This window comes from Pseudomonas serboccidentalis, assembly GCF_028830055.1.
In the GTDB taxonomy this organism is placed as follows: domain Bacteria; phylum Pseudomonadota; class Gammaproteobacteria; order Pseudomonadales; family Pseudomonadaceae; genus Aquipseudomonas; species Aquipseudomonas serboccidentalis.
The window spans coordinates 1705793-1721082 of the sequence record NZ_CP101655.1 but is presented as its reverse complement, the minus strand read 5'-3'; the positions used below and the strand labels follow the sequence as shown (position 1 = coordinate 1721082).

Here is a 15290-nt window from a genome sequence, read left to right as displayed (position 1 = left end):
GATCTTTTGACCTTGATTTGCAAAAAAACAAAGTCAAAAGATCGCAGCCTTCGGCAGTTCCTACAGGGTGTGCGGTGGCCTTTTAGACCGTATGCAGATACCAGTTGTACTCAAGGTCGGAGATCGAGTTTTCGAACTCGGCCAGCTCGCTTTCCTTGCACGCGACGAACACGTCGATGTACAGCGGGTCGATGTAGCGGGCCATGACTTCGCTGTCGTCGAGCTCGCGCAGTGCGTCGCGCAGGTTGTTCGGCAGGCTCTGCTCGTTCTGCTCGTAGCTGTTGCCTTCAACGGGCGCGCCCGGCTCGATCTGGTTGGTCAGGCCGTGGTGAATACCGGCCAGTACCGAAGCCATCAGCAGGTACGGGTTGGCGTCGGCACCGGCGACACGGTGCTCGATGCGCACGGCGTCGGCAGAACCAGTCGGCACACGTACCGCAACGGTGCGGTTGTCGATGCCCCAGCTCGGCGAGTTCGGTACGTAGAACTGCGCGCCGAAACGGCGGTACGAGTTGACGTTCGGGCAGAGGAAGGCCATTTGCGCAGGCAGGGTCTCCAGCACACCGCCGATCGCGTGTCGCAGCGCGGCGTTCTGCTCGGGATCCTCGCTGGCGAAGATGTTGTTGCCTTCTTTGTCCAGGATCGAAATGTGCACGTGCAGACCGTTGCCCGCCTGGCCCGGGTACGGCTTGGCCATGAAGGTGGTATCCATCTCATGGTCGTAGGCGATGTTCTTCACCAGACGCTTGAGCAGCACTGCGTAGTCGCACGCCTTGATCGGGTCGGAGACGTGATGCAGGTTGACTTCGAACTGCGCCGGGGCGCTTTCCTTGACGATGGCGTCAGCCGGGATGCCCTGCTCTTTCGCGCCTTCGAGGATGTCTTGCAGGCAGTCGACGTATTCGTCGAGGTCGTCGATCAGGTACACCTGAGTCGACACCGGACGCTTGCCGGACACCGGCGAACGCGGCGACTGCGGACGGCCGTTCACGTTGTCCTGATCGATCAGGTAGAACTCCAGCTCGAACGCGGCGCAGATGGTCAGGCCCAGTTCGTCGAACTTGCGCACCACGTTGGCCAGCACTTCACGCGGGTCAGCGAAGAACGGCTCGCCCTCGATCTCGTGCATGGTCATCAGCAACTGTGCGGTTGGACGCTTCTGCCACGGCTCGATGCTCAGGGTGCCCGGGATCGGGTAGCAGATGCGGTCGGCGTCGCCGATGTCCAGACCCAGGCCGGTGCTTTCCACCGTAGAGCCATTGATGTCGAGGGCGAAAAGCGAGGCCGGCAGGTTGATGCCTTTCTCGTAAACCTTATGAAGACTGGTGCGTTCGATGCGCTTGCCGCGCACCACACCGTTCATATCCGCAATCAGAAGGTCGACGTACAAAACCTCAGGATGTTTCTTAAGGAATGCGTTTGCTTCGTTGAGTTGAACGGCACGCAGAGGGACCGACATGATGCACCTATTTAGCTGTTAATTATTATGTTCACCGCTGTTTCGCCGAGCCAGTCAATCCGAAAGGCAAAGTGAAGTCAATAGCGAACATCTGGCCGTTCAGCGTTTATTTTTCGGGCTTTTTTTAACACTTACGTGCCAACGCAGGCGCCACAAGGCCTGGAATCATGAAGACATGATGAACGGCGTTTAGAATTTTTTACATGGCAGTTGTTAATTAAAATCAACGAGGCTAAGCTCCGGAAAAGCTCGTTCAAGTGTCAAACTTCGAGGTGAATAAAAATGGCATTCAAGCCATTGATCGGCGTTACTGCGTGCGTCAAACAGATTGGCCTGCACCCCTACCACATCAGCGGCGACAAGTACGTTCGCGCTGTCAGCGTTGCGGCGCTGGGGTTGCCGGTGGTCATTCCTTCCCTTGGCAACCTGACTGAAATCGAAGACCTGCTCGGTCAACTCGACGGTCTGCTGCTGACCGGCTCGCCCTCGAACGTGGAACCCTTCCACTATCAAGGCCCGGCCAGCGCCCCCGGCACGGATCACGATCCGGCGCGGGACGCCACCACCCTTCCCCTATTGCGTGCAGCCATTGCGGCGGGCGTTCCGGTACTCGGCATCTGCCGTGGCTTCCAGGAAATGAACGTGGCCTTCGGCGGCAGCCTGCACCAGAAAGTGCACGAGTTGCCGGGCATGCTCGATCACCGTGAAGCCGACAGCCCGGACGTGGCCGTGCAGTACGCACCGGCCCATGCGGTCACTGTGCTCGGCGGCGGTGTGTTCGAAACGCTGGGGTTGCCGGGTGAGTTCCAGGTCAACTCGATCCACAGTCAGGGCATCGACCGCCTCGCCCCCGGCCTGCGCGCCGAAGCCGTGGCGCCGGATGGCCTGATCGAGGCGATCTCGGTCGAGCACAGCCCGACCTTTGCCCTCGGCGTGCAATGGCACCCGGAATGGCAAGTGCTGGACAACCCGAACTATCTGAAGATTTTTCAGGGGTTCGGTGAGGCTTGCCGGCAACGGGCGGCGCGACGCAACAAGCGCTGACCCCCCCCCAGGATTTCATCACTGTTTACTGCCCCCACGGGGTCGGCGGTTGCGCGTGTGCGCATCCGTCATCCGTGAAAACAACAAACCGTAATAACAACAAGTACGACCCAGGCAGCCAGGACGGCGGCGCCGACCAGGTCAGGGCAACCCGCTGCAAATGCGATCCCCAGTAGGAGCTGCCGAAGGCTGCGATCTTTTGATTTTGTTTTTCAGGATCAAGATCAAAAGATCGCAGCCTTCGGCAGCGCCTACAGGGGCCATGTGTGGCGAGGACAGTTTCCCTGGCTTGCAATCCACTCAAGCCCGGCCACATTGGCCAGGCGAACGAAACCTGTTGGGAGTTTCACATGGCAAACGCCTCCAGCACTTACAGGAAGGCACTAGAAGGCCACCAGCAACCGAAAAAGGTTCTGGTGAAAGTCGACCGTGTCACCAAGAAGTTCGACGAAACCACCGCTGTGGACGATGTGTCCCTGGAGATCCATCAGGGCGAAATCTTCGCGCTGCTGGGCGGCTCCGGCTCGGGCAAATCGACCCTGCTGCGCATGCTCGCCGGTTTCGAGCGCCCGACTGAAGGGCGGATTCTGCTCGACGGTGTGGACATCACCGACATGCCGCCGTACGAGCGGCCGATCAACATGATGTTCCAGTCCTACGCGCTGTTCCCGCACATGACGGTGGCGCAGAACATTGCCTTCGGCTTGAAGCAGGATCGTTTGCCGGCCAGCGAAATCGACGCCCGCGTCGAAGAGATGCTGCGCCTGGTGCACATGACCCAATACGCCAGACGCAAACCCCATCAGTTGTCCGGCGGCCAGCGTCAGCGCGTGGCCCTCGCCCGCTCCCTGGCGAAACGTCCGAAACTGTTGCTGCTCGACGAGCCGATGGGTGCGCTGGATAAAAAGCTGCGTTCGCAAATGCAGCTCGAGCTGGTGCAAATCATCGAGCGCGTCGGTGTGACCTGCGTGATGGTGACCCACGACCAGGAAGAGGCCATGACCATGGCCGAGCGCATCGCGATCATGCACCTGGGCTGGATCGCCCAGATCGGCAGCCCGGTCGACATCTATGAAGCGCCGGTCAGCCGTATGGTCTGCGAATTCATCGGCAACGTGAACGCCTTCGACGGCACCGTGGTGGAAGACCTTGAAGGTCACGCGATCATCCACAGCCCGGACTTGCAGCAGAAGATCTACGTCGGCCACGGCGTCAGCACCTCGGTGCAGGACAAATCGATCACCTACGCGATCCGCCCGGAAAAAATGCTCGTCAGCACGATCAAGCCAGAGACCCGCTACAACTGGTCCGAAGGCAAGGTGCATGACATCGCCTACCTCGGCGGCCACTCGGTGTTCTACGTCGAATTGCCCGGCGGCAAGATCGTCCAGTCGTTCATGGCCAACGCCGAACGCCGTGGCGCGCGTCCGACCTGGGACGACAACGTCTACGTGTGGTGGGAAGACGACAGCGGCGTGGTACTGCGCTCATGAGAACCCTCAATCAACAATTCCTGCGCCTGGTGCCCAGCGGGCGAAAATTCGTCATCGGCATCCCCTTCATCTGGCTGTTCCTGTTCTTCATGCTGCCGTTCTTTCTGGTGATGAAGATCAGCTTCTCGGAAGCCGCGCTGTCGATCCCGCCGTACTCGGAGATCTACACCTACGCCGAACAGAAATTCCAGCTGATGCTGAACATCGGCAACTACACCATGCTCGGCGAAGACGAGTTGTACCTGTCGGCCTACCTCGGTTCGCTGAAGGTCGCGGCGCTGAGCACGATGATGTGCCTGGTGATCGGTTTCCCGATGGCGTATGCGATTACCAAAGCGAGCAAGGAAGCGCAAAACGTCCTGCTGCTGTTGATCATGATGCCGACCTGGACCGCGATCCTGATCCGCGTTTACGCGTGGATGGGCATCCTCAGCAACAACGGTCTGCTCAACGCGTTTCTGATGTGGACGGGGCTGACCGATCACCCGATCGAGATCCTCAACACCAACACCGCGGTCTATATAGGTGTCGTGTATGCCTATCTGCCGTTCATGGTGTTGCCGCTGTACGCCAACCTCGTCAAACACGATGGCAGCCTGCTGGAAGCCGCGTCGGACCTGGGTTCGAGCAACTTCAACAACTTCTGGAAAATCACCGTGCCGCTGGCCAAGAACGGCATCATCGCAGGCTGCATGCTGGTGTTCATTCCGGTGGTCGGTGAGTTCGTGATTCCGGAACTGCTGGGTGGCCCGGAGACGCTGATGATCGGTCGCGTGCTGTGGCAAGAGTTCTTCAATAACCGCGACTGGCCGGTGGCGTCTGCGCTGGCGGTGGTGATGCTGTTGATCCTGATTGTGCCGATTCTGCTGTTCAACCGCAGCCAGGCCAAAGAGATGGAGGCACGGGGATGAAACGCTTCGGTTTTTCCAAGTTCATGTTGATCTTCGGCCTGATGTTCATTTATCTGCCGATGCTGATCCTGGTGATCTACTCGTTCAACGCCTCGAAACTGGTGACGGTGTGGGGCGGCTGGTCGGTGAAGTGGTACGTCGGCCTGCTCGACAACACGCAACTGATGGGCTCGGTGGTGCGCTCGCTGGAAATCGCCTGCTACACCGCGATTGCCGCCGTTGCGCTGGGCACCCTCGCCGCGTTCGTGCTGACCCGCGTCACGCGCTTCAAGGGTCGTACGCTGTTCGGCGGTCTGGTCACCGCGCCGCTGGTGATGCCGGAAGTGATCACCGGTCTGTCGCTGTTGCTGTTGTTCGTGGCAATGGCGCAGCTGATCGGCTGGCCGCAGGAACGTGGCATCGTCACCATCTGGATCGCCCACACCACGTTTTGTGCCGCTTATGTGGCGGTGGTAGTCTCCGCCCGCCTGCGTGAACTGGACCTGTCGATCGAAGAAGCCGCGATGGATCTGGGGGCCAAGCCGTTCAAGGTGTTTTTCCTGATCACCATTCCAATGATCGCGCCGTCGCTGGCAGCGGGCGGCATGATGTCGTTCGCCCTGTCGCTGGACGATCTGGTGCTGGCGAGTTTCGTTTCCGGCCCGGGTTCGACGACGCTGCCGATGGAAGTGTTCTCGGCGGTACGTCTGGGCGTGAAGCCTGAGATCAACGCCGTGGCGAGCCTGATTCTGCTGGCGGTGTCGCTGGTGACCTTCCTGGTCTGGTACTTCGGCCGCAAGGCAGAAGCCAACCGCAAGCGTGCGATTCAGGAAGCAATGGATCAGACGGCGAATGAATCGTGGCAGCAGCCGCAACGCGCCGCCACGGCCTGAATGTAGACATACAAAATCTGTGGCAAGGGGGCTATGTCCACCTGTAGGAGCTGCGGCACGCTGCGATCTTTTGATTTTGATCTTTAGAAGCAAGATCAAAAGATCGCAGCCTCGTTTCACTCGACAGTTCCTACACGAGTTGTGCCAGTCGATCAGGTTTTGTGTTGTGTTTTTGAATAAAAAAAATGGAGTTTCACCAATGAAAATGTTTGGCAGGACTCTGCTGACACTGTCCTTAATGGGCGCAATCGCCACGGGCGTCCAAGCCAACGACAAGGTGCTGCGTGTTTACAACTGGTCCGATTACATCGCGCCGGACACCGTCAAGAAGTTCGAAGACGAGACCGGCATCCAGGTGACCTACGACGTCTTCGACAGCAACGAAACCCTTGAGGCGCGTTTGCTGGCGGGCAAATCCGGGTATGACATTGTCGTGCCGTCCAACAGCTTCCTGGCCAAACAGATCAAGGCCGGGGTCTATCAGCCGCTGGACAAATCGAAGCTGTCGAACTGGAAGAATCTCAACCCGGTGCTGTTGAAAAACGCCTCCGCCAGTGACCCGGACAACGCTCACGCGTTCCCGTACATGTGGGGCTCGATCGGCATCGGCTATAACCCGGCCAAGGTCAAGGAAGTGCTCGGCGCCAATGCCCCGACCAACTCCTGGGACTTGCTGTTCAAACCGGAAAACGCAGAAAAACTGAAAGCCTGCGGCATCAGCTTCCTCGACTCGCCGACCGAAATGATCCCGGCCGCCCTGCACTACCTGGGCTATCCGGTGAACGACAAGGACAAGGCGCACATCCTCGAAGCTGAAGCACTGTTCATGAAGATCCGTCCGTACGTGGCGTACTTCCATTCCTCGAAGTACATCTCGGACCTGGCCAACGGCAACATCTGCGTGGCGGTCGGTTACTCCGGCGACGTGCTGCAGGCCAAGGCCCGCGCCGTGGAGGCCGGCAACCAGGTGCAGATCGACTACAGCATTCCGAAGGAAGGCGCCGGCAGTTTCTACGACATGGTCGCCATCCCGCGCGATGCCGCCAACGTCGACAACGCCTACCTGTTCATGAACTTCCTGATGCGTCCGGACATCATTGCCGAGATCACCAACAGCAACGGCTACAGCAACGCCAACTCGGCCGCGACGCCGCTGGTGGACGAAGCGATCCGCAACGACCCGGGGTCGTACCCGTCGCAAGCGGTGATGGCGACGTTGTACGCGGTGCCGGATCAGCCGATTGCCACGCAGCGGATCATGACCCGGGGCTGGACACGGGTGAAGCTCGGTAAATAACCGAATACCCCTGTAGGAGTGAGCCTGCTCGCGATGGCGGTATGTCAGGCAGCAATGATGCTGAATGTGCCGACGTCATCGCGAGCAGGCTCACTCCTACAGTGGGTCGGTGTTGTGACACAAAGAACTAATGATTTCCCGTTCACGCAGCGCCTTACCACCGCTGCCCCCTGCAATGAACGGCCTCACCTGGCTTCCTCGGTTCAGGTGAATTTCAGGCGCCCTCGGGCGCCTTTTTTTGTGCGCTCAACTCAGTGGCCAATCCTGCAGGACTCGATAGCGGCCCTTATGCGATTCGAACAAGGCGAAGCGCTCGGCCCGCAGGAAAAACTCCGGCGGCGTGGCGGATTCCGGCTCCGCGGCACGGTAGTCCCGGGCCAGGGTCAGGTGCGGGCGAAACTCGCGCGGCGACTCTTCAAAACCAAACGGCAGCATCGCCTGCTCCAGCGCATACACCAGGTGCAACAAGGCCGGCGGAGCCTGCTCGGGCGCCAAAGACAGGATCCCGGCGCGATGCCAGACCTGCAAGCGATCCAACGCAATCCTCAGCGTTTCACCCGGCGTGCGTACTTTGCCGGCGGCCTCGCAGACTTCATTGATCTGCGCCAGCGGCACGGCACCGAGGAACAGCAGCGTCAGGTGAAAGTTATCCGCCGGCACCGGTTTGCCGGTGCGCAACCCCAGGTCGCCGCGCCACTGAGCAATGGCCTTGCGCTGTGGTGGCGGGCAGTCGAGGGCAAAAAACAGTCGCTTGAACGGTTCATCCCTGCGCGCGTCATCGGTCATGGCCCTGCTCCTTCGCTGGTCGATCGGCCGATTCTACACAGCCTTCTCTGACGACTCGCGACACCCGTCTATAGTTCAAGGATTGCCATCGAACCGGAGGCCGCCATGCGCGAGATCCTCAGCAAAGAACCGTGGTGGGCCCGACCACCGAACCCCGGGCAGGATGAAACCGAGCTGGAATGGGGCTGGCTGGTGCATTACAGCGAAGGTGAACCGCGTTTCGAATTCGTCCGCGAACGGCCGACGGACGAGCAGATCCGCCACCGCAAAAGTTGCCGTATCACCCCCTCAGCCGAGTGACGCCCCCCTGTAGGAGCTGCCGAAGGCTGCGATCTTTTGACCTTGTTTTTTACAATCAACATCAAAAGATCGCAGCCTTCGGCAGCTCCTACGGGGATATGTGGGAGTTTCAGGACTCAAGAATACTTTTGAAGCCACCAAAGATCATGCGCTGACCATCAAATCCCATCGGGTTGACGTCCGGTTGCATGCGCGGGTCTTCCATCATTTTGGCCATGCCGGCATCGCGGGTGGCTTTGTCTGGCCAGATCAGCCAGCCGGACGAAACCGTCTCGCCGTCCTTGAGTTTTACCGCCATCGGGAATGACGTGACTTTGCCCTCCGGCACGTCATCGCCCCAGCACTGAACCACTTCCTTTGCGCCGTATTCCTTGAACAGCCTGGCGGCGATCTCACAGTGTTTTTTGTACTGGTCGCGATTGGCATTGGGCACAGGTGCTACAAAAATATCGATGTAAGCCATGATCACTCTCCTTGCACGTTGGGTTGGATCTGCTGGGTAGTCGATTGCGGCGGCTGCCATTCGACACGATTCACCCCCAGCCCGACCGACGGTTGTTCAGCCCCGCCCAAGCTGCCTTCGACCTGCCCGGCGATATGCAGCGTACCGGCCATGACCCCGGTGGTCGGGTTCTGCAGCAGTTTCGACCAGGCCTTGTCGAAGGTGCTGCCCAGGCTGCTGCGAATCAGCGCTTCGCTGTCAGGCCGGTCGTTGGCCTGAATGATCGCGCGGATGCCCGCCACGCCGATCGAGATCACCCCGCCGACTAACTTGCCCGCCGCAGCCGCCACCGCACTGGCCGCACCGCGCGGGGCCATTTCCGCTTCCATCCGCTGACTGGCGCGTTTGGCCACCGGGGCCATGCCGGCGTCGGTCGAGGCGATGCCCTTGCTGCCACCCTCGGTGTGAATCTTGTCGATCAGCGCGGCGTACGCCGGCAGGGTGTTCAGCGGCTCGGTACTGATGATCTGATACAGCGACGCATCCCGCGCCGGTGGCGGCCCGAGGGCGATGGCCGGGACTTTCTGCAGACGCCCGTTGAGCTGCGCCAACGGCACGCCATAACGCTGGGCGATGAGCGGCATCTGCTGCGCCATCAGTTGCGCGTAGAACGCCGTGGCCTGGCCGAGGATCGCGTCCGGGTCGATCTCCACCGCCACCGGTGCCAGCACCCTTTCCTGATATTGCTCAAGCAGATACGCCGCCAGGCGCTTGGCCGAGGCGTCCTGTTCGCCACCGGCATTGATGGTGTACCAACTGACCTTCATCGACAGCCATTCCTGGGTCCAGTAGCTGCTGAACCACGGGATGAAATTTTCTTCAGTTTGCTGGTAGACGCGAGTGCGCCAATGTTCCATCGAGCCACGGGCGAACAGCTTGACCTGCTCGGTAGCTTGCTGCGACGCGCTGACCAGTTCCCTGTCCACTTGGTGCCAGGTCGCGGCGGAAACGGGGACAGCGATCGGTGTCTGCGGGGCATGAACCGGGCTGGCGCACCCCGCCAAAGCCAGAATCGCGACGACAATCAACGAGTGCGGACTCAAGATAACGATGTCCCATAACACTGCCGAACACTGTGCCGGGTGTTCTCCGATATGCAGTAGGAGTATAGGTGCCTACAGCGGATCAGCCGTGTCGGGCACTGCCTGGCTGGAGTCCTTGAGCCAATAGACGACCGTAAAATACACCCAACCGATGAAGAATGAAGGGGCAACCGTCAACAACACATTGGGCGTGTCTACCGTCAAATGGATGATGATCGAGACCGAACTGAACACACTGATGATCGTTAACGGAACGATACTGCGGCGAATGACAGCACTGTAACCGCTCAGCAGATTCGCCAGTCTGAACATCAGCGACAGGGCAACGAGCGTCGAGGTGTAACTGATCAGCGCTTGAACAACCGCAGCCTGCACGGCGACCGAAACACCGTGCCCGCTATTGGCAGCTGCCGCCAGCGCGCCATAGAAAATGGCGGCTGGCAGTGCTGAAAGCAAAAGTGAAACGTGAGAGACACGCATGTCAGCGAATGATTTTATCTTGGATGAATCCTTCCGAGTCCGGCTGTAACAGAACCAGGCACAACACTTGGTCCGAATACCCGACATGCTTGATGAAGTGGGCATTTGTTACGTCATCACTGGACATGTCCATTTTCGGAAAGAAGTTTGGTGCGACTGAACTCTGCCCACCTGGGATCACCCCCGTATTGATGTCCAGCACCAGGTCCTTGGACAGGGCTTGAACAATTTCAACCGCCAGCGCCGACATATCTGCTGGCTGAGGATCCTGTCGCAAGTCCGGATAAAACCGCGCCGCTGGCACCCTTGAAGACATGACCCGGAACATGTTGTAAACCACCGGATTATAGGTCTTGGCCACTATCAGTTTAGGCAGGCCGATCTGCTGTATCACGTTCTTCAGAAAAAACTGATTGAGCTTCTTGAACAGCGAAGAACCGCGGCACTCATCGGCAATCATCGCCGTCCACAGATACAGAAACGATGAAGAGCCAAAGGGAATACTCTTCGCCCCAATGATCCCCACCACCTTCTCCGTCGTCGAGTCAATCGCCAGCGCCAGATGCTCATAAATATCGAAAATGCCGGGCTGGTTGCCGAAGTACTGATTCACATCATAATCAGGCATACCCTGCTGCAGATCGACGACAATCTTGGTTTTGAAACTTTCAGGAAAGTTACGGCCAATAGCCGAATAATCCAGATCCCAATCCGTACCACCTTTCACATCGGACATATATCACCCTTCTTAGAATTTGTTATCTGGATAAAACCTGAGCGCATGACTTTCAGACATCTGCCGGGCGACCGGAATCTTCACATAGTCACCCCGCGCCCAGAGCCTGTTCATATCGACATAACCGTTGAACTTGATACCGGTATTAGAGGACGAGAGGATGTAACTTGAGTTATCAAGATCAGAAAGATCGGCGACCATCCTGAATGTCGCGGCAATGTTTGTATTGAACGGATTCACCGGGTCGCTGTAGTTGTAGCGACCGACATTGACCGTGAAATTGTCACCGCCCACGGCATTATGATTATCGAAAAACCATGCTGCGGGGCTCTTGTGCAGAGGGACGTGCTCGGATACCGCCTGATGCGCTTGCCCCCAATGCCAGCCGCTGACTTGGTCGCCATATTTTTCCTTGATCTGACGCAACGAGGCGACCAGGGACTCCTCCAGCAGGCGCTGGCAATCCGCGGCGCCACACCAGAAAGCCTGATCCGCTTGTTTGCTCAACAGCAAATTGAGAAACGCATCATAGTTACGCTGGTTCCAGCCAGCGGCCAACAGTTCCTTGCCAATTTTCGGCTCCAGCAACGCCTGCGTGAGGTTCTTCACCCAATACGCTGCAATCAATGGCGCTGCTGAGTCGGGATCGGAATCAAACCGCCACGCCTTGAGAATACTCAGTTCATTGCTGACCGCCGGATGGTTTTCGAGCGGCGCCATCATTTTCGGCAGGAGATCGGACATTGAAGTCGAGTAACGATCCAGCTGAATATCGGCAGACGTTTGCAACGTGTGCGGCGCGTGCGCCTTCAACAATTGCATGATTCGATCATAGCGATAAGGCAGCACCCAATCGTGACCGAAATTGAATGCGTAATTATCCGGGACAATACGGTTATTGGCCGTTGCAATGTAGCCGATCGGCGGATTGAACTGCTTTGGCTTTGCCGATTCTGGAACATAGCCTGTCCAGTCGTACTTGCCCTCCCAGCCTGGCGCGGGGCCTTGCCCCAAAAGGTCATTGTCCTGTGCCTTCACGGGCACCCGACCGGCCGAAACATAACCAATATTGCCGGCGGTATCGCCGTAGACCATGTTCTGCGGAGGCAAGCCAAAATCGGCAGAAGCGCTTAAAAACTGCTGCCAGTTTTCGGCACGGTTGATCCCCAGAATGCTGTCGAAAGTTTTGTCGCGGGTGTCCAGCCCTGTCCAGGCCAGCGCAATGACCACTGATTTCTTACCGTTGAGTGCCTGTTGCGCGGCCGGGTAGATGTCACTGATGACCGGACCGTGTCGGGTGGCGCGAACAGCAAGCCTGACCGGATCCTCGCCTTTGACATTAATCGTCTCCTCCGCGATTTGAAATGGCTGCCAGGTCGAGTCAGAGCCGAGATACAGACTGGCATCGCCAGGGTTTACCTTCTCCAGGTAGGCGTCCTGAACAGACGAACCTGTGTTGGTATAGCCCCAAGCGATTTTCTTGTTGTGCCCGATCACAAACAGCGGCGCCCCGGCATACGTGGCACCCACCAACGAAGACTTGGCCGTTTCGATGGATGCCAGGTAAAACAACGCAGGATTGGTCAAGCGCAGGTGCGGGTCGTTCGCCAGTATCGGTTTGCCTGACGCCGTATGCTCACCGCTGATGACCCAGTTGTTGGAACCCACGCCCTCGACATTCGAAGGCGGTAACTTGTCCAGCAGCGCCATCCCGGTATCGGTGACATCAAGCGTTCTGTAAAGCGCCGCATAATCCCGGGTTTTCACCGCGGCACTTCCCGGATAAGGAGCGAACACTTCATTGATTTGCGCGACCGTCAGATCTTTCGACAATGACAGGCGCTGCAACTGCATGCCCAAGTTTGAACTCAACGTCCATGAAAACAATAAGTGCAGCGCAACCGAGTCAGAAGGTTGCCAGTGATTCGGCGGCGCAGAACGGGTCAGGGCGAATTCCACCGGGAGCCGGTCAGAGAATTTATCGATGAAGTAATTCACCCCGTCGCTGTAGCTCTGCAGCACATCCCGTGTATCCGGATTCAACTGTTGATAGATCGAATCCGCAGTCTTTCTGAAGCCCAGGGTTCTGGAGAACTTATCCATCTCCAGGGTCTTCGAACCGAAGGTTTCCGATAGTGTGCCATTGGCGTAGTTTTTACTGAATTGCATCTGCCACAACCGATCCCTGGCGTGGCTATAGCCCAGCAAAAAATACGCATCCCGGTCATTTGCCGCCTTGATGTGCGGAACGGCGTTGGCATCCCAGGCAATGGTGCCTTTTTCAGACAGTCCCTGGCTGACTTTAAGGATGCCCGTCGCAAACACATTGGACAGGGTGATGTTATGCAACACATACATCACCCCGACCAGCCCGATACCGAATACACCCAGCGTACCGAACAGTAACGTTTTACTCATCGTTTTCATGACAAAATTCCGACCCTGAAGACTCACGCAACCCGGCGATTCTTTTCTGCGTACTTGCTGACAAAAAATACCAGCGATATGCGCTCGCCTTCAGTCACCGATTCCACCTGATGCGGGAATGTGCAGTCAGTGATGACGATCGATTGCAGCGCGGGGTGAATCGTATTGACCTGCTCACCCTGCTCGTTAAAGATCAGGAACTCACCACCGGAAAACCCCTTACCGAGTTGCAAAACGATCGAGTACAAATAATCGGGATTACTGTCGACATCGAGATGTTTGCCAATGAAAGAACCATCTTTCATTTTGTTGACTTGCATCCGCCGGATATAAAACTCTTCACCGTCGAGCAGGCCCGAAACAAACTGCATCAGCTTCTGGTTGCACACCACCGAGATCATTTGATCGGCGAGCGGCTGGTTGACACGTTTGGGTCGCTCAATGTCCGTCATGAATCGAGCGACCGTCAGGTCGTTGAGTTCGTCGGCATCACCGATGAACACCTGCTCCCACGGCAGTGCCTTGCTGGCGAGAATTTCATTGATGTCATCCCAGTCGTGCTGACTGTAAACAAACTCACTGACAGGCGAATAAAACGAACCTTTCTGCGCCAATTCCCGCTTTGCAACTTCAACAATATTCATTTCACGTTCCTTCGTTATCAATCGACTATCAAGCAGCGGCTTCGACGGCGGCGGCTTCACGTGCCGGTTTGGTTTCAAGTTGCTGTTTATTGCTCTGGTACCACGTGACAATGCCGAACGGATCACTTTCATTGCGGCACAAGTGATCGCGCAGGATCAGGAAGCTCTCGGTCATGCTCCAGGTTTCAGTCATCGGGCCGAAACGGGAGACCAGGCCCTCATTAGCCGCTCGCTCGGGCGCGATACTCCAGAAGTTCACCCCCGGACTGCGGTGATGAAAATCATGACTGGGCAAGTCCTGCATGAAGGAAAAGACCCGCAGCGGAATATCGATGAACAGCGTGCCCAGCCCCCACTTCACAACACGCCAGGCAAAGGACCAACCGGTATGGCCAATCGGATACGGGCGACCGAAGAAACGCCCCCAACTGAGCGACCCGTAAAAAATGTACTTTGGTAACCCTTCTGAATTCTCGGCAAACCACAGGTGTTCAGTGACGTGTTGAATCCACGAAGAAAACTGCGTGATCAACAAAATCGGCAGCAGGTAATACAGAGCGAATGGAGTGAAATATCCGGACAGATAAACAGCCGTCAGCAACAGCACCCAGTAGATCGCACGACTGACTTTCTCGTGTCTGTCAGTATTGACAAAACAAACTTCGAGCCGAAATTTGATGTGCTCATAGATGCGCATCGGATGAAACGGCGCGACCACCAACTTTGTCCAGTACTCGGTTTCGCTCATGCCTTTGTAAAAGCCATGGCTGGTCATGAACTGCAGATCAACATCCTTGTCGGTGCAAAACGTATTGACGCTGTGGTGCTCGCCTACATGAAGTTTCATGTAGTTGTTCCACGGGGTGTGCAGAATAGGCATCGACAGCACCCACTTGCACACAAACTTTGCCAACTTCTTGTTAGCAATGCCCGCACCGTGAATCGTATAGTGGAACGTATGCAATAGCCCCCGCTGGCGGTTGACAACCATGCACATGAGAGGAATCGACAATATAACCTTGGCGATCCAGTGAAGTTCCGACTGCAGGATCTCATTGCCCAACAGCACTGCCGCAAAGAAAACCGCATAACCCCAGCTGATCTGAAGAAACAACTGCCACGGTTTCAGTAATGTTTCCTTGGCCGCTTTCGGAGCATTTTTATTACCCGATTTCCCAGTCACCCATGTCCAGAAGCCTTGCAGTGGCAGTTGCTCATAAGTGGCCCTGACATCAAAGCCGTGACCGTATTTCGTATAGCGTGTCTTGAAAAGTTCCTGTTTCATATTGGCAGCTT

Annotated in this window: 15 protein-coding genes; 6 read left to right on the top strand and 9 right to left on the bottom strand. The window is 57.2% G+C overall.

What is annotated here, in order from left to right; all coding sequences use genetic code 11:
• Positions 1 to 82: 82 nt before the first annotated feature.
• Positions 83 to 1459: a glutamine synthetase family protein gene (locus NN484_RS07925; RefSeq protein ID WP_127652578.1), complete on the bottom strand. Its 1377-nt coding sequence runs from the start codon at positions 1457 to 1459 to the stop codon at positions 83 to 85.
• A gap of 282 nt (positions 1460 to 1741) precedes the next feature.
• On the opposite strand from NN484_RS07925, the gene NN484_RS07920 reads away from it, so the two are divergent.
• The 5 genes from NN484_RS07920 (at position 1742) to NN484_RS07900 (ending at position 7076) form a co-directional block, all read left to right on the top strand.
• Complete coding sequence (locus NN484_RS07920; RefSeq protein ID WP_127652577.1) at positions 1742 to 2503, top strand: gamma-glutamyl-gamma-aminobutyrate hydrolase family protein; 762 nt, start codon at positions 1742 to 1744, stop codon at positions 2501 to 2503.
• Positions 2504 to 2853: 350 nt separating this feature from the next.
• Positions 2854 to 3996 (top strand): polyamine ABC transporter ATP-binding protein, encoded by a 1143-nt coding sequence (potA, locus tag NN484_RS07915; protein ID WP_274658835.1) that lies wholly within the window; start codon positions 2854 to 2856, stop codon positions 3994 to 3996.
• Positions 3997 to 4025: 29 nt separating this feature from the next.
• A complete protein-coding gene (locus NN484_RS07910; protein ID WP_371260449.1) occupies positions 4026 to 4907 on the top strand; it encodes an ABC transporter permease subunit in 882 nt (293 codons plus the stop codon).
• The gene (locus NN484_RS07905) at positions 4904 to 5779 is read left to right on the top strand and encodes an ABC transporter permease subunit (protein ID WP_127652574.1); all 876 of its coding nucleotides are present in this window, start codon (positions 4904 to 4906) and stop codon (positions 5777 to 5779) included. Before NN484_RS07910 ends, NN484_RS07905 begins: the two co-directional genes overlap by 4 nt.
• A 199-nt stretch (positions 5780 to 5978) precedes the next feature.
• Positions 5979 to 7076 carry a polyamine ABC transporter substrate-binding protein gene (locus NN484_RS07900; protein WP_215502684.1) on the top strand — a complete coding sequence of 366 codons (1098 nt, stop codon included), beginning with the start codon at positions 5979 to 5981 and terminating at the stop codon, positions 7074 to 7076.
• 246 nt (positions 7077 to 7322) lie between these two features.
• Here NN484_RS07900 and thpR read toward each other — a convergent pair whose 3' ends face one another.
• Positions 7323 to 7862 (bottom strand): RNA 2',3'-cyclic phosphodiesterase, encoded by a 540-nt coding sequence (thpR, locus tag NN484_RS07895; protein WP_127652572.1) that lies wholly within the window; start codon positions 7860 to 7862, stop codon positions 7323 to 7325.
• Between the two features lie 105 nt (positions 7863 to 7967).
• Here thpR and NN484_RS07890 point away from each other — a divergent pair, with 105 nt between their 5' ends.
• Positions 7968 to 8162, top strand: coding sequence for a PIN domain-containing protein (locus NN484_RS07890; protein WP_127652571.1), 195 nt, complete (start codon positions 7968 to 7970; stop codon positions 8160 to 8162).
• 109 nt (positions 8163 to 8271) lie between these two features.
• Here the strand turns inward: NN484_RS07890 and NN484_RS07885 are convergent, their stop codons facing one another.
• From NN484_RS07885 to NN484_RS07855, 7 genes are all read right to left on the bottom strand, one after another.
• Positions 8272 to 8625: a DUF1428 domain-containing protein gene (locus NN484_RS07885; protein ID WP_274658834.1), complete on the bottom strand. Its 354-nt coding sequence runs from the start codon at positions 8623 to 8625 to the stop codon at positions 8272 to 8274.
• Positions 8626 to 8627: 2 nt separating this feature from the next.
• Positions 8628 to 9707 (bottom strand): hypothetical protein, encoded by a 1080-nt coding sequence (locus NN484_RS07880; protein WP_274658833.1) that lies wholly within the window; start codon positions 9705 to 9707, stop codon positions 8628 to 8630.
• Between the two features lie 72 nt (positions 9708 to 9779).
• Positions 9780 to 10187 (bottom strand): hypothetical protein, encoded by a 408-nt coding sequence (locus NN484_RS07875; RefSeq protein WP_215502681.1) that lies wholly within the window; start codon positions 10185 to 10187, stop codon positions 9780 to 9782.
• Between the two features lies 1 nt (position 10188).
• Positions 10189 to 10923: a hypothetical protein gene (locus NN484_RS07870; RefSeq protein ID WP_215502680.1), complete on the bottom strand. Its 735-nt coding sequence runs from the start codon at positions 10921 to 10923 to the stop codon at positions 10189 to 10191.
• Positions 10924 to 10935: 12 nt separating this feature from the next.
• Positions 10936 to 13350 (bottom strand): penicillin acylase family protein, encoded by a 2415-nt coding sequence (locus NN484_RS07865; protein WP_215502679.1) that lies wholly within the window; start codon positions 13348 to 13350, stop codon positions 10936 to 10938.
• A gap of 23 nt (positions 13351 to 13373) precedes the next feature.
• Positions 13374 to 13994 (bottom strand): 2OG-Fe(II) oxygenase, encoded by a 621-nt coding sequence (locus NN484_RS07860; RefSeq protein ID WP_215502678.1) that lies wholly within the window; start codon positions 13992 to 13994, stop codon positions 13374 to 13376.
• Between the two features lie 28 nt (positions 13995 to 14022).
• A complete protein-coding gene (locus NN484_RS07855; protein ID WP_274658832.1) occupies positions 14023 to 15279 on the bottom strand; it encodes a hypothetical protein in 1257 nt (418 codons plus the stop codon).
• Positions 15280 to 15290: the final 11 nt, after the last annotated feature.